19 protein-coding genes are annotated in these 21,563 nt (G+C 61.8%); 5 read left to right on the top strand and 14 right to left on the bottom strand.

Annotated features, from left to right (window positions below; translation table 11 throughout):
• Positions 1-132: 132 nt before the first annotated feature.
• Complete coding sequence (locus BLT26_RS07455; protein WP_091511348.1) at positions 133-912, bottom strand: SDR family NAD(P)-dependent oxidoreductase; 780 nt, start codon at positions 910-912, stop codon at positions 133-135.
• A gap of 26 nt (positions 913-938) precedes the next feature.
• Positions 939-1,370 (bottom strand): nuclear transport factor 2 family protein, encoded by a 432-nt coding sequence (locus tag BLT26_RS07450; RefSeq protein WP_091511345.1) that lies wholly within the window; start codon positions 1,368-1,370, stop codon positions 939-941.
• Between the two features lie 201 nt (positions 1,371-1,571).
• Here BLT26_RS07450 and BLT26_RS07445 point away from each other — a divergent pair, with 201 nt between their 5' ends.
• Together BLT26_RS07445 and BLT26_RS07440 are read left to right on the top strand one after the other, a co-directional pair.
• Complete coding sequence (locus BLT26_RS07445) at positions 1,572-2,165, top strand: sigma-70 family RNA polymerase sigma factor (protein ID WP_245720637.1); 594 nt, start codon at positions 1,572-1,574, stop codon at positions 2,163-2,165.
• Positions 2,162-2,872: a ChrR family anti-sigma-E factor gene (locus BLT26_RS07440; RefSeq protein WP_091511342.1), complete on the top strand. Its 711-nt coding sequence runs from the start codon at positions 2,162-2,164 to the stop codon at positions 2,870-2,872. The genes BLT26_RS07445 and BLT26_RS07440 overlap by 4 nt, the downstream gene beginning before the upstream one ends.
• 103 nt (positions 2,873-2,975) lie before the next feature.
• On the opposite strand, the gene BLT26_RS07435 is transcribed toward BLT26_RS07440, so the two are convergent.
• Positions 2,976-6,524, bottom strand: a complete 3,549-nt coding sequence (locus tag BLT26_RS07435; protein ID WP_091511338.1) for an indolepyruvate ferredoxin oxidoreductase family protein — start codon at positions 6,522-6,524, stop codon at positions 2,976-2,978.
• A gap of 217 nt (positions 6,525-6,741) precedes the next feature.
• On the opposite strand from BLT26_RS07435, the gene BLT26_RS07430 reads away from it, so the two are divergent.
• The gene (locus BLT26_RS07430) at positions 6,742-7,227 is read left to right on the top strand and encodes an Lrp/AsnC family transcriptional regulator (protein ID WP_091511335.1); all 486 of its coding nucleotides are present in this window, start codon (positions 6,742-6,744) and stop codon (positions 7,225-7,227) included.
• A gap of 152 nt (positions 7,228-7,379) precedes the next feature.
• Here BLT26_RS07430 and BLT26_RS07425 read toward each other — a convergent pair whose 3' ends face one another.
• Positions 7,380-7,586 (bottom strand): DUF2905 domain-containing protein, encoded by a 207-nt coding sequence (locus BLT26_RS07425; protein WP_091511333.1) that lies wholly within the window; start codon positions 7,584-7,586, stop codon positions 7,380-7,382.
• An 83-nt stretch (positions 7,587-7,669) separates the two neighbouring features.
• Here BLT26_RS07425 and BLT26_RS07420 point away from each other — a divergent pair, with 83 nt between their 5' ends.
• Positions 7,670-9,334, top strand: a complete 1,665-nt coding sequence (locus BLT26_RS07420; protein ID WP_091511330.1) for an amidohydrolase — start codon at positions 7,670-7,672, stop codon at positions 9,332-9,334.
• 163 nt (positions 9,335-9,497) lie between these two features.
• Here the strand turns inward: BLT26_RS07420 and BLT26_RS07415 are convergent, their stop codons facing one another.
• The 8 genes from BLT26_RS07415 to BLT26_RS07380 form a co-directional block, all read right to left on the bottom strand.
• Positions 9,498-11,735: a M3 family metallopeptidase gene (locus BLT26_RS07415; RefSeq protein WP_091511326.1), complete on the bottom strand. Its 2,238-nt coding sequence runs from the start codon at positions 11,733-11,735 to the stop codon at positions 9,498-9,500.
• A 418-nt stretch (positions 11,736-12,153) separates the two neighbouring features.
• Complete coding sequence (locus BLT26_RS07410) at positions 12,154-13,206, bottom strand: glycosyltransferase (RefSeq protein ID WP_091511322.1); 1,053 nt, start codon at positions 13,204-13,206, stop codon at positions 12,154-12,156.
• Positions 13,207-13,219: 13 nt separating this feature from the next.
• Complete coding sequence (locus BLT26_RS07405) at positions 13,220-13,912, bottom strand: YrbL family protein (RefSeq protein WP_091511317.1); 693 nt, start codon at positions 13,910-13,912, stop codon at positions 13,220-13,222.
• Entirely contained in the window at positions 13,909-14,949 is a 1,041-nt protein-coding gene (locus BLT26_RS07400) for a glycosyltransferase family protein (protein WP_091511314.1), read from the bottom strand. Before BLT26_RS07400 ends, BLT26_RS07405 begins: the two co-directional genes overlap by 4 nt.
• Before the next feature lie 372 nt (positions 14,950-15,321).
• A complete protein-coding gene (locus BLT26_RS07395; RefSeq protein WP_091511311.1) occupies positions 15,322-16,011 on the bottom strand; it encodes a glutathione S-transferase family protein in 690 nt (229 codons plus the stop codon).
• A 36-nt stretch (positions 16,012-16,047) separates the two neighbouring features.
• Entirely contained in the window at positions 16,048-17,430 is a 1,383-nt protein-coding gene (locus BLT26_RS07390; protein ID WP_091511308.1) for a class II 3-deoxy-7-phosphoheptulonate synthase, read from the bottom strand.
• Positions 17,431-17,526: 96 nt separating this feature from the next.
• Positions 17,527-18,717, bottom strand: a complete 1,191-nt coding sequence (locus BLT26_RS07385) for an amino acid aminotransferase (protein WP_091511305.1) — start codon at positions 18,715-18,717, stop codon at positions 17,527-17,529.
• A 57-nt stretch (positions 18,718-18,774) separates the two neighbouring features.
• Complete coding sequence (locus BLT26_RS07380) at positions 18,775-19,269, bottom strand: MarR family winged helix-turn-helix transcriptional regulator (RefSeq protein WP_091511302.1); 495 nt, start codon at positions 19,267-19,269, stop codon at positions 18,775-18,777.
• Positions 19,270-19,591: 322 nt separating this feature from the next.
• Between BLT26_RS07380 and maiA the strand changes: the two genes are divergently transcribed.
• The gene (maiA, locus tag BLT26_RS07375) at positions 19,592-20,221 is read left to right on the top strand and encodes a maleylacetoacetate isomerase (protein ID WP_091511299.1); all 630 of its coding nucleotides are present in this window, start codon (positions 19,592-19,594) and stop codon (positions 20,219-20,221) included.
• Positions 20,222-20,260: 39 nt separating this feature from the next.
• Here maiA and BLT26_RS07370 read toward each other — a convergent pair whose 3' ends face one another.
• A complete protein-coding gene (locus BLT26_RS07370; protein WP_091511297.1) occupies positions 20,261-20,482 on the bottom strand; it encodes a YrhK family protein in 222 nt (73 codons plus the stop codon).
• A gap of 57 nt (positions 20,483-20,539) precedes the next feature.
• Positions 20,540-21,535, bottom strand: coding sequence for a mechanosensitive ion channel family protein (locus BLT26_RS07365; RefSeq protein ID WP_217631400.1), 996 nt, complete (start codon positions 21,533-21,535; stop codon positions 20,540-20,542).
• Positions 21,536-21,563 lie beyond the last annotated feature (28 nt).

Raw genomic sequence — 21,563 nt, 5'->3', positions numbered from 1 at the left:
CAAGGATTCCTTATTCTTTTAACGCCCAGTACCCGGGCAGTGCTTATAAAACAGTTCGCAGATATCCGGGCCGGTCAGTGCCTCCCCACATCCTGCCGCTGGATGGGCTGCTGCCTTGGCCGGCTTCCCATGTCACTGTCGTGATGCCAGTGACCGTATCCTGGTCATCCGCGGTGCCGAGATCCGGAACCAGAGCGAGCGGAAAAAGCCGAAAAACCGCAACGACCAACTCAGGCGTTTCGGGAAATCGATTGTGGAGTGACCGCGAGCCAACCCCCTTTCAATGCGCTCGGCGGCCGCCTCCGGGGTCATCAGGAACGGCATGTCAAAATCGTTGCGCTCGGTAAGCGGCGTATCGATAAAACCGGGCCGGATGTGCACGACCTTGAGGCAGGTACGGGACAGGTCCGCACGCACCGCATCGAGAAAGTAACCCAGGGCGGCCTTCGACGCCCCGTACGCCTCCGCGCGCGGGAACCCCACCACCGAGGACAGGCTGCCCACGGCGGCAAATACCGGGGCCTTGCTACGGGCGAGCAAAGGCAGCGCCTGCCGCAGTGTATTGACCACACCGAAGAAGTTGGCGTCGAACACACGGCGGTAACTGGCGCTGTCGAGCTGCAGCCCGTTGTCGTACTCGCAGGTACCCGCACAGGCGACCACCAGGTCCAGCTGGTCGGTGAGTTCCGCGAGCTCCCGGCCCGCCTGGTCCATGGCTCCGTCGTCACTTACATCGCAGGGCAGTACACGGATTCGCTTGGGTGATGCCTTCTGTACGTCGAGCAGTGACTCGCGACTGCGACTGCTGATGATGACGAAATTGTTGTGGTCCGCCAGACGCTGTGCGAGCGCCTGGCCGATGCCGGAACTGGCTCCGGTAACCCAAATGGTCTTGCCTTCGATCACACTCACGAGCGCATCTCCTGTCTCACCGGTGACTAGCCTGCTCCCGGGGCCATGCGTGACTTGATCCTGCGCACCACGGCTCCCAGCAGCGGAACATGTTCATAGACCATCGCTCCCATATCGTAGAAGTCCTCGTGGTAGTGAATCTTTTCCCCGAAACGCAGCAGGCTGCAGCCTCGCAGCGTCATCGGCTGCCCGCCGTTCAGTGCGCGGTGGGCGTAGTGCATCACCCAGGGAAGGCAGGCACTGCCGGCCCCCTCGACGGCGTTTTCAAACTCGAAGCGGCAGCTGGCCAGGCCCTGGCTCACCGCCTCAAAATAAGCTTGCAACGCATCCAGGCCTTCCACGCGGTGGATCGGGTCAGAGAAAACGACCGATTGGTCATAGATCTGCCCCAGCTTTCCCGCGTCTACGGTCAGGAAGTCCTGGTAAAACAACTGCAGCTCGCCAATGACACCGCCCATACTTTGCCCCCCTCCTGGTTTGCGAAATGTTACGCCGGGTACGAATTATCGGATCATCACCGGACTGATAGCCCATAAACACACAAATTCCCATATAAATGGTGATCCGCCTGTCGCCGGCATGCGTAACCGGGGATCGACAATCATCGAAAGACAGATATGATGGCCCAGGTAACACGGACAGACTTCAACGGGAAAGCTGTGCAACAGACCCAGACCCGCGACGATGACTGGAGCAGGCTGCTGGTGCAGGTGGGCACCCACCGCGACCGGGCAGCCTTCGAGCGCCTGTTTCATCATTACGCGCCCCTGATCAAGGGCTTCCACTACAGCCGCAGCGTCCAGGCGTTTTCCGCCGAGGCGGCTGACGAGCTGGTCCAGGAGGTAATGTTCCGGGTCTGGCGCAAGGCCACCAGCTTTGATCCTGCCAGGGCGTCCGCCAATACCTGGATCTACACCATCATGCGCAATTGCCGCATAGACATGTTGCGACGAAACAGTCGCCGCCAGGATGCCGATGGCTGTGATGTGGAAGTGGACGACATCTGGGACGAATCCCCCGAGAGCCAACCGCTGGTGGTCCTGCAGCACAAGCGCAGCCAGAGGGATATCGCCGAGGGGCTGCGCGGTCTGCCCCCGGAACAGAGCCATGTACTGGAAAAGGCCTACATGGAAGGCAAGTCACACAGTGAAATTGCCGAAGAGCTGGGCCTACCGCTGGGTACTGTGAAGTCCCGCGTACGCCTGGCACTGAAGAAACTTGAGACCATTTTGAGCAAGCGGGGTGCACCATGATCAGACACCATCCCGACAGCAATATGCTGCTTGAATACGCCTCCGGCAGCCTGCCGTGGGCAATGAGCCTGGCCGTGTCCGCCCACCTGCAGCTGTGCCCGCACTGCCGCAGGGCCAGCGAACAGCTGAACGAGATCGGCGGCGGCCTGCTGGAAGACAGTGCTCCGCAGGCTACTTCCGGCGCTGCCCTGGCGCAGCTGATGGAGCGTATCGACCAGGAGCCACAGCAAGGGGAGCCACAGCACGCGGATTCTCCGGCTGGTGAGGGCGCCCCGGTGAGCAGGCGCAACACCCGCGACGACCGCGACCCGGCCCTTGCGCGGCTGCCACAGGTGATCCGCAAGCTGCTCGGTGGCAACCGGCCGCTGAAGTGGCGGCGCGTATCCCCGGCACTGAAGATGTCGCGCCTGCACACCGGCCAGGACCAGTACGAAGTGGCCTTCCACCGCATCTCCCGTGGGGGCAAGGTGGCCGAGCACGACCATCGCGGCCGCGAGGTGACCCTGGTGCTGTACGGCAGCTTCTCCGACGCGGACGGGGTTTATTCCCCGGGAGACTTCCTGTTGCGCGAGCCGGGCGAGGTACACCGTCCCATCGCCACCCAGGACCAGGAATGCCTGTGCCTGTCGGTGGTGGAGGCTCCGGTATCGGTCACCGGCCCGCTGGGCTGGCTGGTCAATCCACTGCTCTCGTTCCGGCCCGCCTGACGCCAGGATTTCGGGCCCTGAAACGGAAAAGCGGCAACCCGGTTAACGGGTTGCCGCTTTTTTAAGGTTACGTACCGCTGCCCATTACCGGCGCACGCGTCGCCTAGGGGGCCTTTTCCTGCTCAGCAGGCGAACGGCTCATGACCGTGGCACCGCCACGAGCCTCGTGATCGCCCGTCGTGAATCCCTGCAGCAAACGGTCCCAGCGATCCCGGACAGCGGCATACTTGCGCTCGCGAACATGTCCGTAACCGCGCACCTGCTGGGGCAGCCCCAGTAGCTCCAGCGCCGCAGAAAAATTGTCCGGCCGCAGTTCCCGCGCTACCGTAACCACCGCCCGTTCCACCTGGCGCGCCCACAGGCGTTCCTGGCGGCGTTCGCGGGTGTAGCCGAAGATATCGAATACGGTACCCCGCAGTACCTTGCCCTTCGCCAGTAGCGGCATCAGCTTGCCCACCCACGGACCGAAGACCATCTTGCGCACCCTGCCCGCGCTATCGGGCCGGGCCAGTACCGGCGGGGCCATATGGAAGCGCAGGCGGTAGTCGCCGGTAAAGGTCTCGCGCAGCTGGCGCTGGAAATCCTCACCGCTGTATAGCCGCGCAACCTCGTACTCGTCCTTGTAAGCCATGGCCTTGAAAAGGCTCAGTGCAGCCGCCCGGGTCAGGCGACCGTCGCAATTCGGCATGCACTGCTCAGCCCGGTGCAGGCGCTCAATAGCCCGGCCGAAGAAACCGGCATAGGCAGCACTCTGGTAGTCGGTGAGTTCCGCCTTCAGGCGCGCCACCAGTTGCTCGGTGCTCTCTTCCGGCTCCTGTATTTTCACCACCTGCACCGGCATCAGCAGGCGGTCGATGGCCGCAGCATCAGCCGCCAGCAACCGCCCGGCGCGAAAGGCGCGCAGGTTGTTCTCCACCGCCACGCCATTCAGCTCGATCGCCCGCTCGAGCGCTGCGTCGGTAATGGGCAGCAGCCCTCTCTGGCAGGCGTAGCCCATCAGCATCAGGTTACTGGAGACGGTGTCCCCGAACAGGGCCTGGGCATACCGATTGGCGTCGAAGGCGAAATATTCGGCACACAGCGACTCGATACTCTCCTGCGTAGCGTCTGCGGGGAACGCCAGCTCGTTATCGCGCACGAAAGCCGCCACCGGCACCTCGGCGGTGTTTACCAGTGCCCGCACCCTGCCCGGGGCCATCTTGGTACGCTGGCCCGCGGCGGTAACCATGTCACAGCCCAGTACCAGTTCCGCAGCCCCGTCGCGGATGCGCGCGGTGGTGATATCCTCCGGCTGCGCCGCCACTTTGACGTGCGCCACCACCGCGCCGTTCTTCTGGGACAGGCCGGTGAAGTACAGTGTGGTACTGCCCTTCTCCTCCAGGTGTGCGGCCATGCCGAGCAGCGCCGCCACGGTCAGCACGCCGCTGCCGCCGATACCCGCGACCAGGATGCTGAGAGGCTGCTCCAGTTGCGGCTGCGGCGCCTGCGGCAGGCGCGCAATCTCCGCATCCAGCGCCTCCGCCAGCGACTGCACTGGCGGTTTCTTCAGCTCACCACCCTCGACGCTGACAAAGCTGGGGCAGAAACCGTCAGCGCAGCGCATGTCCTTGTTACAACTGGACTGGTTGACCTGGCGCTTGCGGCCGTAGGCGGTCTCCAGCGGCTCCACGGCAATACAGCTCGACTGCTCGCTGCAGTCGCCGCACCCCTCGCAGACCCGGTGGTTGATCAGCAGGCGGGTATTGGGATCCGGCATCTGCTTCTTCTTGCGCCGGCGACGCTTCTCTGCGGCGCAGACCTGTTCGTAGATGATCGCAGTGACGCCCTGCACCTCGCGCAGGCGGCGCTGCACTTCATCGAGTTCGGCGCGCGGAACCACCTCCAGGCCGGGCGGCAGCTCACCGCCGTGCACGCCCCAGTAGTCCATATTCTCCGTCACCAGCACCACCTCGCCGACACCCTCCGCCAGCAGCTGTGCCGCCAGGGTGGGTGCAGTGACCTCCCCATCGGCTGGCTGGCCACCGGTCATGGCGACCGCGTCATTGAGCAGGATCTTGTAGGTGATATTGACCTTGCTGGCCACCGCCTGGCGGATCGCCAGCAGGCCCGAATGGTTGTAGGTACCGTCGCCCATGTTCTGGAATATATGGCCGGCGCTGGAGAAGCGGTGCAACCCTACCCACTGGGCCCCCTCGCCGCCCATGTGGGAATAGGTATCGGTGCGCAGCCCCTTGCCGAGCGCCATGATATGGCAGCCGATACCGGCACTGCCCAGGCTGCCCTCGGGCAGCTTCGTGGAGGTGTTGTGGGGGCAGCCGGCACAGAAAATCGGCTCGCGCGCCAGCAGGCCGGTGGCTTTCGCCGGAGTATCCGCGCCCAGCTTCTGCGCCGCTGGCAGCAGCTTCGCCGCCAGCTCGGTATCCCCCAGCCAGCGGGCGATGGCCTTCGCCACCTGGTCCGGCCCGAAGCCCCATATCGCCGGCAGCAGGTCGTTGCCGGCCAGGTCCTTCTTGCCCACTACCCGGGGGCGCTCGCCGTCCGGCCAGCCGTACATCAGGTTCTTCAGCTGGTCCTCGACCAGGGGGCGCTTCTCTTCCACCACCAGCAGCCGCTCCATGCCGGTGGCGAATTCCCGCATGCCGCGTGGCTCCAGCGGCCAGCTCATGGCCACCTTGTAGATGGAAATGCCCGCGCGCTGCAGGTCTTCCTCTGTCAGGTTGAGGAGGCGCAAGGCCTCCAGCAGGTCACCGTGGGCCTTGCCCACAGTAACGATGCCAAAGCGCTTGCGCGGCGCCTCAACGACGGTCCGGTCCAGGCGGTTGGCATAAGCAAAGGCCTGGGCCGCCGGCAGGCGTTCCTCCACCATGCGGCGCTCGTATTCGAGGCGCTCGGCCGGCCAGTTGAGGTGCGGGTCATAGTTGAGGCCGTGGGGCGGCACGGTAAAGTCTTCGGGCAATACAAACCGGGGGAGGTCCGGCACCTGGATAGAGGCGCCGCTCTCAACGGTCTCGGTAATGGTCTTGAAGCCTACCCACAGCCCGGAAAAACGGGACAGCGCGATGCCCGCGAGGCCCAGGGTCAGGTATTCGTCTATGGTTGCCGGAAACAGCAGGGGCATCATCACCGACTCGAATATCTGGTCGGTGTTGTGGGAGAACATAGAGGATTCCGCTGTGTGGTCGTCGCCACACAGGGCCAGCACGCCACCCAGGCGGGAGGTGCCCTGGACGTTGGCCTGGCGGAACACATCGGCACTGCGATCCACGCCGTGGCCCTTGCCGTACCAGATAGAGAAGACACCGTCGCGAGTGGCCTGGTCGCGGTAATGGTCCAGTAGCTGGGTGCCCCAGATGTTGGTAGCACCGAGATCCTCATTGATGCCGGGCTCGAAGTGGATGTCGCGCTCTGCCAGCAGCGCCTTGTGGCGCCAAAGCGCCTGGTCGTAGCCGCCCAGGGGCGAACCGCGGTAGCCGGAGATAAAACCGGCCGTATTGTGCCCGGCGAGCTCGTCCAGCTTCTTCTGCATGAGGGGCAACCGCACCAGTGCGTCGATGCCGGTGAGAAATACGCGGCCCTGCTCGCGCGTAAACGCCGCCCTGAGCGAATACTCGCGATCGAAGCCCAGCTCCTGGTCGCTCTCTACCATTGCCATGGGTACACCTGCTTATGATTATTGCTCTGCGCACAAAATTACCACCGCGCGCGCAAGCAGGTCATACCAAATTGAGCAGGATTACGGCATAATACAGCCACAAGTCACCAAAGACTGCCGAGTATCAGCAACAAATCATCAAATTAAGGCGCCCTGCCGACACTTGCGACAGCAGGGGCAACGGCCGGCGCCGCCTGGAAAGAGACACTGCGAAACTATGGCCTACGCCCTGGATGCCATCGACAAGAAGATCCTGGAAATACTGCAGGAAGACGCCACCATCCCCAACATCGAGCTGGCGGAAAAGGTGTGCCTGTCCCCCTCCCCCTGCTCGCGCCGGGTCAAGAACCTGCACGAACAGGGCTTTATCAAGCGCGCTGTAACCCTGCTGGAGCCGCAGAAAGTGGGCCTGCCGGTGAGCGTGTTCATCCAGGTCACACTCAACCACCAGGTAAAGAAAGAGCTGCAGGATTTCGAGTCCGTTATCGGCAACTGGCCGGAGGTCATGGAGTGCTACCTGATGACCGGCGACTTCGACTACCTGCTGCGAGTGGTAGTGCCCAACCTGCAAGCCTACCAGGAGTTCCTGGACAAGAAGCTGACCGAGCTGCCCGGCATCGACCATATCAAGAGCAGCTTCTCCCTGAAGCAGGTACGCTACCGCACCGAGCTGCCGCTGGAGCAACTGCTGGAGAACGAATAACGACTGCTATGCCGGCGCGCCCCGGGGCGCCGGCGGCTTGCCTACCCTCACTGCCACCTGTCCACCCTCCCATACTCTCCTGTCCTGCCAACTTCCCGATCAGCACCTGGCCCGGGTTACGCGACGCGCCGCGGCAAGGAGGTGCGATCCTCTTAGCGCCGGAAAATGTTAACCAGGAGGCTCAGTACCACACTGAGAATGATCATGGAGGTAATGGGAATGTAGATCCTGCTGCGTCCAGACTCCATGCGGATATCACCGGGCAGACGGCCAAACCAGTTGAACAGGCCGGGCACAAAGTGCATCAGCACGCCGAGCGCCAGCAGGACACACCCCGCAATAATGAACCAGCGCGCCATGATTCCTCCCGATTGCCAGCCAAATCAGACCATTGCTACTATCGGACAACCCTTTCCGCAGGTCAAAAACAAGGCTAACAATCATGCACCTACCCACCCCGCTCAAGCCGCTTGCCGCCATCCTCGCCCTGGCGGTTTGTCCCTCCACTGCCAGCGCCACCACCCTGGTGCACAATGTCAGTGGTTACCAGGCCACCGCCACAGAGTTGCAACGCTTCAGCGCACTTGCGTTCGACGAGGGCAAGGTCCTGGCTACCGGCGACTTCAGGGAACTGGCAAAGCGGTACCCCGATGCTGACAGAATCGACGGCCGGGGCCGGACACTGGTTCCCGGACTGATCGACGCTCACGGGCATGTGCAGGAACTCGGCCTGCTGCAGCAACGACTGGAACTACGGGACCTGGGGCTGGAGGAAACCCTCGCCGCCATCGAGGAGTTCTCGGCACAACTGGAACCGGGCGAGTGGCTGATCGGGCGCGGCTGGAACCAGGTATTGTGGCCGGGCAAGGACTTCCCCACGCGCGCCCAACTGGACGCCCTGGAGATTGACAACCCCATCTGGCTCAGCCGCATCGATGGCCACGCCGGCTGGGCAAACAGCGCGGCACTCGAGCTCGCGGGTATTAACCGCAATACCAGGACGCCTGCAGGAGGGGAGATCCACCGGCTGGATAACGGCGAGCCCAGCGGGGTACTGGTAGACAACGCCATGTCCCTGGTGCAGAAGGCGATTCCGGCACCATCCCTGCAGGACAAAAAAGAAGCGCTGGCGAAGGCATTTGAGCTTTCGCTCTCACTGGGGCTGACCGGCATCCACGACGCCGGAATCGATCGCGAGACACTGGAGGCTTATCGCCAGCTGGCGGCCGAGAACCGCATCCCGCTGCGCGTGTACCCGATGATCTCCGTCGAGAGTGACAAACTGGACAAGCTACTCAAGGCCGGCCATATCGGTGAACCCCGGGACAGGCTCTACGTGCGCAGCATCAAGCTGTCGGCCGATGGGGCGCTGGGCAGCCGCGGCGCGGCCCTGCTCGAGCCCTATCACGATCGCCCCGGCGAGAGCGGGCTGCTGCTGTACCCGGAAAGCGAGATTCTCGCACTGTTAAGGCTCGCCACCGGCAATGGCTTCCAGGTAAACGTGCATGCCATCGGCGACCGCGCCAATCACATCGTCCTGGATCACCTGGAAACGCTGGACAAAGAGCGTGACCAGACCCCCTTCCGCCACCGGGTCGAGCACGCCCAGGTGCTGACAGTAGATGATATAAAACGCTTTCCCAGGCTGAACCTGGTCGCTTCCATGCAACCCATCCACGCAACCAGTGACAAAAACATGGCCGGCGACCGCCTCGGCGAAAAAAGGCTCGAAGGGGCTTACGCCTGGCAGAAGTTCCTCGACCAGGGAACCCGCATCGCCGCCGGCTCCGATTTCCCGGTGGAGCCCGTCAACCCGCTATATGGCATCCACGCCGCAGTCACTCGTCGCGATCGACAGGGACATCCGGCCAGCGGCTGGAGAAGCGAAGAGGCCATGAGCCTGGAGGAGGCGTTGCGCTCCTTCACCCTGCACGCAGCCTACGCCAGCCACCAGGAACAGTTCATCGGCAGCCTGGAACCGGGCAAGTATGCCGACTTCGTGCTGCTGGAGCGGGATATTTTCTCTATCGACCCGCAGGAGATCTGGCAGGTGAAGGTGGAGGAAACCTGGGTGGAAGGCGAGCGGGTGTATCGCCGCGCACGATAGGATTACCTCACAGGTAGGAGCGGCCGCTGGCCGCGATACCAATGCACCAGGTGCCGGCATAGCCAATCGCGGCCAGCGGCCGCTCCTACCAAATAAACAGCCCCCCAAATAAAAAAGCCGCGGCGCTCTCGCGCCACGGCTTTTTCTCAGGATAAATACCTCGTCAGTCTTTCACTGCAATAGTGGTATTTTCCTTTTCGGTTTTTTCACCCGGCACCGGGAAACCGCGATCACGCATCAACGCACCGATCTCCGCATCGCGGCCGCGGAAAGCGCGGTAGGCCTCCGCCGGGTCCACGGCGTTGCGCGGTGCGAACAGGTGCTTGACCAGCTTATCGGCCACTACCGGATCATAGAAGCCACCCTCGGCCTCGGCGAAGGCTTCGGCGGCATCTGAAGTCAGCACGTCAGCCCACATATAGCCGTAATAGCCTGCGGAATAGCCCTCACCGGAGAAGATGTGCCCGAAATGCGGAGTGCGGTGACGCATCACCAGCTCGTCAGGCATGCCCAGCTTCTCCAGGGTCTCACGCTCGAACTTGTCGGGGTCGATGCCCTCCGGGTCCGCAGTGTGGAGCTTCATGTCCACCAGTGCGGACGCCAGGTACTCGGTGGTGGCAAAGCCCTGGTTGAACTTGGAGGCTTTCTTGATCTTGGCCACCAGCTCGGCGGGGATCGGCTCGCCGGTCTTGTGATGGACCAGGTAATTGTCGATCACCGCGTCGGTGGACAGCCAGCGCTCCAGCAGCTGCGACTGGAACTCGGTATAGTCGCGCACGCCGCCGTTCAGTGTCGGGTAAGTGACGTTGGACGCAAGGAAATGCAGCGCGTGACCGAACTCGTGGAAGAAAGTCGACGCATCGTCCCAGCTCACCAGCACCGGCTCACCCGGGGCACCCTTGATGAAGTTGGAATTGTTGGAAGACAGGACATTCGTCTTGCCGTCAAAGGTGGTGTGGTCGCGATACATGGTCGCCCAGGCCCCGGAGCGCTTGCCGGCCCGCGCGAAGGGATCCAGGTACCACAGGCCAATGTGCTCGCCGGAAGTCTTGTCGGTAACTTCCCAGACTTTCACGTCCTCGTGGAATACCGGCACGCTGCCCTCTTCCACCGGGCTGAACTCAAAATTGAAAAGTTCACCAGCGACGTAGAACATTGCCTCGCGCAGCTTGTCCAGCTGCAGGTACTGCTTGACCTCGTCGGAATTCAGGTCGTATTTCGCCTTGCGCACCTTCTCGGCGTAGTAACGATAGTCCCACGGCTTGATGGTGATATCCGCACCTTCCTCGTCCGCCAGCGCCTGCATGTCGGCGACTTCTTCCTCTACGCGGGCCACCGCTGCCGGCCATACCGCTTCCATCAGCTCCATGGCACGCTCGGGGTTCTTGGCCATACGGTCCTGCAGGCGCCACTGGGCGTAATTCTCGAACCCGAGCAACTCTACGCGTTCGTCGCGCAGTTTCAGGATCTCGGCGATGATGGCATTGTTGTCGTGCTCGCCACCGTTGTCGCCGCGGTTGTAATAGTTACGCCAGACCTTCTCACGAAGCTCGCGGTTCTCGGAATAAGTGAGGAACGGATCCATGGAAGAGCGGGTATTGGTGATGGCGTAATTGCCTTTCTCGCCCTTCTCTTCTGCCAGCGCCGCTGCGGCCTTCACGAAGGACTCAGGCAGGCCTGCGAGCTGGTCGCTGCGGAGGAACAGGGTGTAATCCTCCTCGTCCGCCAGCACGTTGTTGGCAAATTTCGTATGCAGCTCGGCCAGGCGCTTGTTGATCTCTGCGTAGCGCTCCTTGGCTTTCCCTTCGAGGGTGGCGCCATTGTTGGCGAACTGGTTGTAGACCAGCTCCACCACCCGCTTTTGCTCACCGTCCAGGTCGGATTTTTCACGGGCATCGTAGACCGCTTTCACACGCTGGAACAGGGCATCGTTCTGGATAATCTTGGACTGGAAATCAGCCAGTTTCGGGGCAAGCTCACCCTGAACCTTGCGGAACTCCGGAGTGGACATGTTGGACGCCCAGATCCCGTAGTAGGCAAATACGCGATCCAGCTCTTCGCCACTGCGCTCAAGTTCTGCAATGGTATTTTCAAAGGTGGCCGGCTCGGGATTGGCAGCAATAGCGTCGATTTCGCGCAGGTTCTCGGCCATCGCGAATTCGATCGCAGGCTTCAGGTCCTCGACCTTCATCTTGTCGAATGCCGGGACACCACCGTAGGGACCAGTCCACTCCGCCAGCAGCGGATTGCTGGCTACGATTGAACTTTTGGCATCGGCACCTGCAGTGGCCTGGGCCTGTGCATTCTGCTCAGCGGTCGGGGCCTCGGTGGCCTCCTTGCTGCACCCTGCAGCGGCCGCAATCGCCGCGGCAACGGAAAGCGCGATCAGTGATTGACGCATCGGCTGTTTCCTCTCTTTTGTTGGAATACTTTCGTCAAACGCCCGAGTTTAACCGCATCCCGGCGCCCACCGCCACGCCCCAGCACCCGATCCCCCGCACCCCACGCTAAAACGACAGTTTTTCAGGACAGCTCCCCTCCAACTGGTTAACAATTGCGCGAAAGCCTGATTTTGGTTTCATTCCTGCCTTATGATAACGACTTAACAAGTGCCTTATCTACCACTGCAGGAAACCCACTGCGCCGGCTACCGGCCGCCCGCCAGCGCAAGAATTGCCACCTTCACCACTGGGCACACCGGTGGCACCGGGCCCAGTCCGCCGTTACGGCGGGTACCGGCGAGACTTCAGGGCCGCTCGTACAGCGACTGCGCCCCGCCCGGGAGGCCCTGTCCTGTATATCCTCAGGCCGCCGACTGCTCAGGCTGCGCGCCCCACCTGCCTGAACAACTGCAGGTACTGCTCGACGATCACTTCCCGGCTGAATTTCTTCCAATAGTGTGACCGGGCCTCTTCTGCCAGCTGATACCTTGCGGCCTCGTCGATAACCAGCTTGTTGATTGCATCAGCCAACGCCCCCGGCTCATCGATGGGGGTCACGATACCGGTCACTCCCGAATCGATTAACTCAGCCGGTCCCTGCGAGGCCGTCGCAATAATCGGGCAGCCATGAGCCCAGGCCTCCACGACAACGGATCCCAGCCCCTCATGTCGGGAGGGGCAGATGAAAATATCAACGGTACTCATCAGTGCAGTCACATCATCGCGCCATCCGAGAAAGCGCACCCGCTCCGTTAACCCGAGTTCTTCACACAAGCTCTTCAGGGCCTTTTCTTCCGGACCGGACCCGGCCAGCCAGAGTATGCCCTCCGGAACCCTGCTGAAGGCGCGCAATAGCGTATCGAAGCCCTTATTCCTGTGCAGGCGTCCGGCAGCGAGCAGCAAGGGGCAATCAGTGGGTGTATCGAAGCTGTCCCGCGGAAGGGGCGACACCTCAGCCTCATCGGCAAAGTTCGGGATGTGGAATATCCGCTCCGCGGGCATCCCCCCTCGCACCAGGTGATCGCAAATCCCTTTTGAAATACCGATCCAGTAGTCGGCATGTCGATAGTATTTCAGGTTGTAGTAGTGCCCCAGGCGGCTCACCAGGGTGTAATCACCAGGCGGCGTCAGTATGCTGGCACGGCTCATCCACGTGAGTACTATGTCCGGGTGAAAGGCACGTAAGGCGCGACGGAAGCGGAAGTGATCTATCTGGTGCAGCGGGCCACCAAAACGGAAGCCTTCTGCTGTTACACCGCCATTCTTCAGGGATTCCAGCCGGTGATGGTGACCACGGATAAACGCCTTCTGCGCAATGGCGCCGGTCCGCTGGAGGCCGGTTGCCAGCCGGGTAAAAAATTTCTCGGCACCGCCTTCAGACGCGCCCGCCAGGGCCTGGGCGATGCGCAGCGGCTCCCTATTAACTGCCATGGAGATTTCCTTATCATTGGGAAGACGAGCCATCGTGCAACAGCAGCCCGTGATAACCGGGGAATTCGGCCTCATGCCGCTGGCCCAGTAACATCTCGATGCGTCCGTGCATGGTGGCAACTTTCTTTTCCACTTTCTTCCGCTGCACTGCAGCCGGGAAAAAGTGCATGGGTATCAGTCCGGGGCTGCCGAGGCCGTCAATAACAACCAGCCGGTAGATCCGGTTTTGCCTGTTTCGCTGGACGACAATATTGTGGAGTAGCAGATGCCTTGACGGGATCAGGTTCGCCTGCCAAAACCGTCCGAGCGCCGCCACCGCCTGCCGGCAGTCGTCTGTTAGTGCCTCATCCCAGATAACCTTCTTCAGGGTCTGTGATATCGCTCCATTGTCATCCCGGATCAGCTCTGAAACCAGTCCGCGTCCCATGTCCGTGTCGACAAAACCGAAGCAGCGGCTCACATGGCGGAATACAAGCTCACCGTATCGAGCCTCCAGAGCGGCCATTACCCTCGACTCCTCGAGATTGTCATCGAAGGAGGAGAGGGGCTTCAGGTTCTTGGGGAAACCCTTCTTGCGGCGACAATCTGCCAGGGTGAAATCGGGACGGCGTACTTTGATGCACAGTGAGCTGTCGTCAGGGTGGACATAGCAAAGTCGGTTGCCACCGCGCGCGAAGGGCTTTTCAGAGGCCAGCGAGATGGTCATTTACATGTTCCGTCCAGCTCGATGTCCCGGGCCCAGACATAATCATGGGAGAAAGGTGTCAACAGAGAGGCCTCGACTATGTACTGGGCGTATAGGCGGGAGTTCATCTCCGTATGGAAGAACTCGCGTGCCCGTCCGGCCCAGGAACGACGCTTTGCATCATCGTGATGGAATTCGCGTACTTTTCCCACCAGGTCTTCCTGGTCTTCAAAGTACACTATGGACTCCGGAGGAAGCAGCTCGTCGAAACGCGGACTGCTGTGGGTGAACTGCAGGATGCCGTTACCCGCCAACTGGGCCATGCGGGCAGACGAATACCAGTAGTAGCCCTCCTGGCGATTGAGGTTGAGCCCCATCCGGGTGCTGGCCAGCGCCCGGTCGTAGTCGCGGCCCCAGACCGGCGGCTCCCCGAAGCTGCCATAGGTCTTGAAATTGAGCTCGCCCTGCAGCGAGTCCTTCAAGCCTCCTACCAGCTCCAGGCGCCGGGTGAGGTTCGTGCTGTTACTGCAAAAGAGCAGGTCGATTTCCAGGTCGGTCCGGGCGGCATTGTTCATGCTCTCTTTTGCCGGGTCCACAGGATTGGGCATGTGGTAGACCCTTGCCCCGAGCCCCTCAAACTGGCGGAGTTCCGGGCGCCCGGTGGAGACGAACACCGCATCCGCCACCCGGGCACGATGCCGGATACGCTCCACGTTACTCGGCACAAAGAGGGGGTCGTTATTGCAATGGGCAATCGTGACGGACGGCTTTCGCCTGCGAATCTCGGCGAGGGTGTCGTTGGTAATGATATCGCAGTGACCGGCGATAACGAGATCCGGGTCAACGGCCTCCACCATCTCGAGAAGTCGACGGTTTGCCCTGGCCTTACCCAGGTCGCGAATACCCAGCGGTGCCTCAAAGGCGGCGACATCCCGGTCGCTGAAGGTCTGGACGAAATGATCGTTCTTTATCAGGCCATCGGTAAGTTTTTGAGCCCAACTGATCCTCGTCTTGCCGTACCGGCGCAGCTGCTGGTATGCAATGTGGAGTACGCGCATGAACCGTGGTCCCTTTACGGTGGAAAAAAACGCTATCCGGCAGGTGATTTAACCGGATTTCTTCGCGAAATGCCACCTACCGGTCAACTGTTGCCCCGCCCTCCCCCGTGCGGGCCAACCTTCAGGATGTCCTCCGGCACTGGTGACAGTTTTCCCGAAGGGTTAATCCCGGCTTGCGCCAGGCTTAATGATAACGACTTAACAAGTACTATAATTATCCCGGCAAGCGCACTGATCCGGGTGCCAGGGGCCGGTAACCGTTTATTGGCAGGGAGTACTCAGGGGGAAATTTCAGGGAGGTGTGAGGGGGGGCTTCGCAAATAGAACTGCCAGGCAAGCAGCCAGTAAGGATACAGGCCAGGCCAGGTAAGGTCAGGTCAGTGGGGCCCGTCGGTCCTCGATAACGAAAGCAGACGCCAGCATCTGGCGCTCCTCGCCCTCATCGCGCCAGGGTTCGCGCAATGCCTCCGCAACCCAGTCCTTCATTGCCGGCAGGGCCAGGAGGTGCTCCGCGTATACCAGAGCGGCTGAGTCCAGGGGCAGGCGGTAACCGGCCGCACGCACCGCCACCGGGGCGAAAAATGCATCGACCGCAGTAAATTCCCGGCCTGCAAGGAAAGGGCCTCCGAAGCGATCAAGCCCCTCGCCCCAGATTTCATCGATGCGCGCCAGGTCACACGCCAGGGCTGGGGATACATGTCGCATCTCAAGCTGCACGCCACAGTTCATCGGACACTCAGCGCGCAAGGCGGCAAAGCCAGAGTGCATTTCAGCGGTAACGCTCCGCGCCCAGGCCCTGCTGGCGGCCGACGCCGGCCATACCCGGCCATGGGTTTCCGCGAGGTACTCGATGATAGCCAGCGAATCCCAGACCCGGACATCCCGGTCCACCAGGCAGGGGACACGGCCGCTCGTGGAGAACCGGCGGAACCTGTCCCAGTTTCCGCCCGCTTCGAACGGAACCAGCTGCTCCTCGAACGGGATTTGCAACTGGCGCAACAACAGCCACGGCCGCAGGGACCAGGAGGAATAGTTCTTGTTGCCGATAAAGAGTTGGTACAAGGCTTCTGCTCCTGACCTGGCTGGAAGTGCTTTGCCTTAGCCGGTGCGCAGCCAGTCCGAGATCCGGAAAGCCAGCTCCAGCACCTGGTCGGCGTTCAGGCGCGGGTCACACTGGGTCTCGTAGCAGGTGGCCAGGTCATCCTCGGAAATTTTCCAGGCGCCGCCAGTGCATTCGGTCACGTGCTGGCCGGTCATCTCCAGGTGGATCCCCCCCGGATGGCTGCCCTCCGCGCGGTGAACGGCGAAGAAGTCGCGGATCTCGCGCAGGATCTTGTCGAAGTCCCGGGTCTTGTAGCCACTGCTGGCCTTGACGGTGTTCCCGTGCATCGGGTCGGTGCTCCACACCACCTTGCGCCCCTCCCTCTGCACTGCCTGCACCAGTGCCGGCAGCTTGTCGCCGAGGGTATCGGCGCCCATGCGGGTAATCAGGGTGAGGCGACCGGCCTCGTTAAGCGGATTCAGGCGGTCTATGAGTCGCAGCAACTCGTCGGGCTGCATGCCCGGCCCAACCTTGACACCGATGGGATTGCAGATTCCCGACAGGAACTCCACGTGCGCACCGTCCAGCTGGCGGGTTCTCTCGCCAATCCACAGCATGTGGGCCGAACAGTCGTACCACTTGCCGGTCAGGCTGTCCGTGCGGGTCAGCGCCTGCTCGTAATCAAGCAACAGCGCCTCGTGGGAGGTATAGAGTACCGTTTCGCGGATCGCGGGCGTGTTCTCCGAGGTCACCCCGCAGACAGCCATGAACTCGAGCGCATCCTGCAGGCGCCCCGCGAGCTGCGCGTAGTTCTCACGCTGCGGGTTGTTCTCCAGGAAGCTCAGGTTCCAGCCGTGCACCTGGTGCAGGTCGGCGAGACCACCCTGGGCAAAGGCGCGCAACAGGTTGAGGGTGGCCGCCGACTGGTTGTAGGCGGTAAGCATGCGCTGGGGATCCGGACGCCGGGCCTCGGCAGAAAACCCGATACCGTTGATGATGTCGCCGCGATAGCTTGGCAACTCGACACCCCCAATCACCTCCGTATCAGAGGAGCGCGGCTTGGCGTACTGGCCAGCCATGCGTGCCACTTTCACCACCGGCAGGTTGCCGGCGAAGGTAAGCACCACCGCCATCTGCAGCAGCACCTTGAAGGTGTCGCGGATGCGGTTGGCGTTGAAGTCGGCAAAGGATTCGGCACAGTCACCGCCCTGCAGCAGGAATGCCCTGCCCTCGGCCACCTGGGCCAGCTGGCGGCGCAGTTCGCGCGCCTCTTCCGCGAACACCAGGGGCGGGTAACCGGCTAGCTGGCCGGTCACCAGGCCGAGCTCCTCCGCGGATTCGTAGGTGGGCTGCTGGTGGGCGGTAAAATTGCGCCAGCTATTCGGACTCCACGCTGTATCTGCCGACCGGGACACTTGCGACCCTACCTCCACTTCCATTGCCAACCTCTCTCCAAAACGGCTTTTCCCGCGGCGCCGGAAGCGCCGCGCTATCGTGAACCGGCTGGCGCCCACCGCGCCACCCGGACACCGATATTACAACACGCTGGCGACGGCTTTGCAGAAGTATTCCATATTGCCCTGGCTCAGGCCGGCGATACTGATCCGGCTGGAGTCCACCATGTAGATGGAATATTCGTCCTGCAAGCGCTGTACCTGCTCGGGAGTGATGCCGAGGAAGGAGAACATGCCCTTCTGCTCACGGATGAAACTGAAATCACCGGGTGCGCCGGCCGCCGCAAGGCTTTCCACCACACCCGCGCGCAGGCCGTTGATACGCTCGCGCATTTCGGTCAGCTCGGCTTCCCAGTTGGCGCGCAGACCCGCGTCCATCAGGATGGACTCCACGATCGCGGCGCCGTGGGACGGCGGCATGGAGTAGTTGCCGCGGATCGCACTCAGCATCTGGGTATGGGCCTTGTCTGCGGCGACGGAATCGTTGTAGATCACCATGGCCAGGCCGACGCGCTCACGATAAAGGCCAAAATTCTTGGAACAGGAAGCGGCCACCAGCATTTCCGGTACCGATTCCGCCATCAGGCGCAGTCCCCAGGCGTCATCATCGAGGCTGTCGCCGAATCCCTGGTAGGCCATATCGATAAACGGTGTGAAACCCTGGGTCTGCGCCATTTCCACGATCACCTGCCACTGTTCACGCGTCAGGTCTGCACCGCACGGGTTGTGACAGCAGGCGTGCAGGAGGACTACTTCACCCTCGCCCACATTCTTCAGGGTCTCCACCATGGCATCGAACTGCAGGCTGCTGGTGGCCCGGTCGTAATAGGGATAGCTCTTGATCTGCAGGCCAGCGTTGCCGAGCAGCGGTACATGGTTGGCCCAGGTGGGATCACTCACCCACACGGTAGCACCGGGCTTGGCACGGTTGACCAATTCAGCCAGCACCCGCAGCGCGCCACACCCGCCCGGCGTCTGGGCAGAGCGGACACGGTTCGCCACCAGCGCGGGATGATCGGCACCCAGCACCAGTTCCTGCATGGCGGCATTGAAGCCCGGGGTGCCCGCCGGCCCGATATACGCCTTGGTTTCCTCACTCTGCAAAAGGCGGGTCTCGGCCTCCTTCACAGCCTGGAGTACCGCGGTGTGCCCGGACTCATCCTTGTAGACACCCACCCCCAGGTCGATCTTGTTGGGGTTTTCGTCGGCACGGTAACTCGCCAGTAATCCCAGGATCGGATCCGGCGGCAGGCTGCTCAGGTGTTCAAACATGCGGGTACTCCTCGGGTACTTATCTGTGTAACTGTGTAATTTGGTAGACGGGTGGACTCAGTCGATCAGGCCACGCTCGGCCCAGTCCTGCGCGCGGTCCATCAGTTTTTCGATAATGCTGTCGAGCTGGGCCCGCTCCTCCGGGGTGAGCGAGCTCATCAGGTCGTTTTCGTACTGCTGGGCGAGCGGCACGATGCGTTCGTAGACTTCCCGCCCGAGCGGCGAGAGATTCAGGACCTGGCGCCGACGGTCCGCCGGGTCCTCGCTGCGCGTGATGTAGTCGTTGCGCTGCAAAACCGAGACGGCGCGACTGATAGCCACCTTGTCCATCGCGGTCTGTTCCACCAGCTCCGCTGCGGACAGGTCGGGGAAGCGTCCCAGTATGGCCATTACCCGCCAGGCCGGAATCGTCAGGTCAAAGCGACTGCCATAAGCCTGGGCGATGGCATTGCTCACGCGGTTTGAGAGCACCGAAAGGCGGTAAGGCAGGAACCTCTCCAGTTGCAGGTCGTCCCGCACCGCTTCGTCCGGCCCTCTCTTCTCGGTTGTCATACAACTGATCCACTCGTTATATTCATAGCGGTTACAAATGTAACCAATATTGGTTTCAATTGTAACCGCTACTGCCAGAATAAAGTAGCGGCTCCGGAACGGCCGTCAACTCCCTGTCCATGCGGGCCATGATGCCCCGCGGCCACGGCGCCCGCCCCGGAAAACTGCCGGGCATTATACGGCCATGCTCTGGTGCGGGACAGCCGCCAACGGGAGGCCGACTGGCACGGGCAGGTGACAGATGTTGAAATAGCCTCAGGCAAACGACTCAGAATATATCCCGGAAGCGATCGCTCCGGGGCCGGACGAAGGACCCCAGTCTATGGAATTACACGGTTATTTTCGCTCCTCAGCCAGCTACCGCGTGCGTATCGGGTTGAACCTCAAAGGCCTGCAGTACGACTATCACGCGGTAAACCTGCTCAAGAGTGAGCAGCGCGAGGACCATTACCGCAAACTCAACCCGCAGGGACTGGTGCCCGCACTGGTGGATGGCGACCAGGTGCTGACACAGTCCCTGGCAATCCTGGAGTGGCTGGACGAAACCCACCCGGAGCCGGCGCTGCTGCCATCGGATCCACTACAGCGTGCCCGCGTCCGCGCGCTCGCCTACAGCGTTGCCAGCGATATCCAGCCGCTGCAGAACCTCCGTGTGTTGCGCTATCTGCAGGGGGAGTACGGGCTTTCGGACGAGCAGAAAACCGACTGGATCCGGCACTGGATACACGAGGGCTTCAGCGCGCTTGAGCAACAACTCGAGCCGGCCCCATTTGCCGCCGGTGAGCAGCCCGGCCTGTTCGAGTGCTGCCTGATGCCGCAGATATACAGCGCTGACCGCTTCGGCATGGATATATCCGACTACCCGGCAATCCACCGGATCATGCAGGCCTGCAACGAGATTCCCGCTTTCATCGATGCGCGGCCGGAGAACCAGCCGGACAGCACCCTCTGACCCCTGGGGCCCGCTGCGAATCCCGGGCGGCGGGCCCTCTCACTGGTCGTCTTCCAGTAGCTCCACCAGGGCCCGCCCCAGGGAACCGATCAGCATCAGGAAGGAGCCGACGATAAACAACCAGACCCCGATAACTTTGTAGGGCTCCAGTTGTGGCAGGAAAAGAATGCTGCCCACGAAGAACCCCACATTGCCCAATAGCCCGAGCGACAGGTGGACCCAGCCGTAGTCCTCGACAATGGTCTTGATCAGTTTTCGCATAACCGCGTGTAAACGTCTCCAGAGCTGGGAGCCTCGCTGGGAAACCGGCAACCTGGGTCAGTCGACTTCCTCCCGCAGGCGCAGAGGCTCCTTGAATGTAAGCGTCCGGTAGGGGAACGGAATCTCGATACCGGCCTCGTCCAGCGCCTTCTTGATTGCGGTAACCACCTCCCCTGTCGACTGGCGGATGGCGAAAGGCGTGGAGCCGGTCCACCAGGTCACCTCGATATCGATACTGCTCTCGCCGAATCCGGCGGGAAACACCTGGATGGGATCGTCCTGCCGCACCGTCTTGCAGGAGGTCATTGCCTCTTCCATTACCTCCACAGCGCTGCTGATATCCTCGCCGTAAGCAATGCTGGCGGTAATGGTTACGCGCCTTTTGATGCGGTCTGTCAGAATCTCGCATGGGTTCTGGAACAGGAACAGGTTTGGCACCACAACCAGTTCGCCGGTGACGCGCCGGATGGCGGTATTACGCACCTCCACCGCTTCCACCCGGCCACAGACGCCCTCGCATTCGATTACATCTCCCTCCTCGAACGGAAAGCGCCACAGGATCAGGATGCCGGCAAAGAAATTCTCGAAGATATCCTTGAAGGCCAGGCCTATCGCCACCGACAGTAAACCCACCGCGCCTAGCGCCCGGGCAGGAGTCAACCCGGGGAACAGGACCATGGCCGCGAACAGCAGTCCCACTAACCAGATGGCAATAGAGAGCAGGCGCACCATCAGGTCCTGGAGCGATTTGCGCGAGGCAAAGCGACGGAAGATCCGCCCGCCAAAGTGGCGCACGCACAGCACAATAATCCAGGTGACGAACAGGACCATGAAACTGGCGATCAGATAGGGCGTGTGATCGAGGAAATCGCCCCAGACCTTGTCCAGGGAATCAGCCACCGTCACCGCTGCTTCCGAGACGGTTTCCGGGGTTATTTCTTCCAGGTTTTCGCCCAGCGCCGGCTCCTCCTTGCCCTTCCCTTCCTGGTCCTGTACCAGGGAGGGGAGGCGCCACGGCGCTGCCGGTAGAAATTGGGACAGGACAGATAGCACGGGGGAGGCAGCTCCAGTTGCGTCGACC

It is taken from the genome of Microbulbifer yueqingensis, from assembly GCF_900100355.1.
In the GTDB taxonomy this organism is placed as follows: domain Bacteria; phylum Pseudomonadota; class Gammaproteobacteria; order Pseudomonadales; family Cellvibrionaceae; genus Microbulbifer; species Microbulbifer yueqingensis.
Note: the sequence above shows the minus strand (reverse complement) of the source record. Positions and strands in the feature narration are given on the sequence as shown.

Bases quoted from the DNA above. Each gene is read 5' to 3' on its own strand.
- BLT26_RS07450 (WP_091511345.1), bottom strand. From the start codon at position 1,370: ATGGGCGGTGTCATTGGCGAGCTGCAGTTGTTTTACCAGGACTTCCTG.
- BLT26_RS07440 (WP_091511342.1), top strand. From the start codon at position 2,162: ATGATCAGACACCATCCCGACAGCAATATGCTGCTTGAATACGCCTCC.
- BLT26_RS07435 (WP_091511338.1), bottom strand. From the start codon at position 6,524: ATGGCAATGGTAGAGAGCGACCAGGAGCTGGGCTTCGATCGCGAGTAT.
- BLT26_RS07430 (WP_091511335.1), top strand. From the start codon at position 6,742: ATGGCCTACGCCCTGGATGCCATCGACAAGAAGATCCTGGAAATACTG.
- BLT26_RS07425 (WP_091511333.1), bottom strand. From the start codon at position 7,586: ATGGCGCGCTGGTTCATTATTGCGGGGTGTGTCCTGCTGGCGCTCGGC.
- BLT26_RS07420 (WP_091511330.1), top strand. From the start codon at position 7,670: ATGCACCTACCCACCCCGCTCAAGCCGCTTGCCGCCATCCTCGCCCTG.
- BLT26_RS07415 (WP_091511326.1), bottom strand. From the start codon at position 11,735: ATGCGTCAATCACTGATCGCGCTTTCCGTTGCCGCGGCGATTGCGGCC.
- BLT26_RS07410 (WP_091511322.1), bottom strand. From the start codon at position 13,206: ATGGCAGTTAATAGGGAGCCGCTGCGCATCGCCCAGGCCCTGGCGGGC.
- BLT26_RS07405 (WP_091511317.1), bottom strand. From the start codon at position 13,912: ATGACCATCTCGCTGGCCTCTGAAAAGCCCTTCGCGCGCGGTGGCAAC.
- BLT26_RS07400 (WP_091511314.1), bottom strand. From the start codon at position 14,949: ATGCGCGTACTCCACATTGCATACCAGCAGCTGCGCCGGTACGGCAAG.
- BLT26_RS07390 (WP_091511308.1), bottom strand. From the start codon at position 17,430: ATGGAAGTGGAGGTAGGGTCGCAAGTGTCCCGGTCGGCAGATACAGCG.
- BLT26_RS07385 (WP_091511305.1), bottom strand. From the start codon at position 18,717: ATGTTTGAACACCTGAGCAGCCTGCCGCCGGATCCGATCCTGGGATTA.
- BLT26_RS07380 (WP_091511302.1), bottom strand. From the start codon at position 19,269: ATGACAACCGAGAAGAGAGGGCCGGACGAAGCGGTGCGGGACGACCTG.
- maiA (WP_091511299.1), top strand. From the start codon at position 19,592: ATGGAATTACACGGTTATTTTCGCTCCTCAGCCAGCTACCGCGTGCGT.
- BLT26_RS07370 (WP_091511297.1), bottom strand. From the start codon at position 20,482: ATGCGAAAACTGATCAAGACCATTGTCGAGGACTACGGCTGGGTCCAC.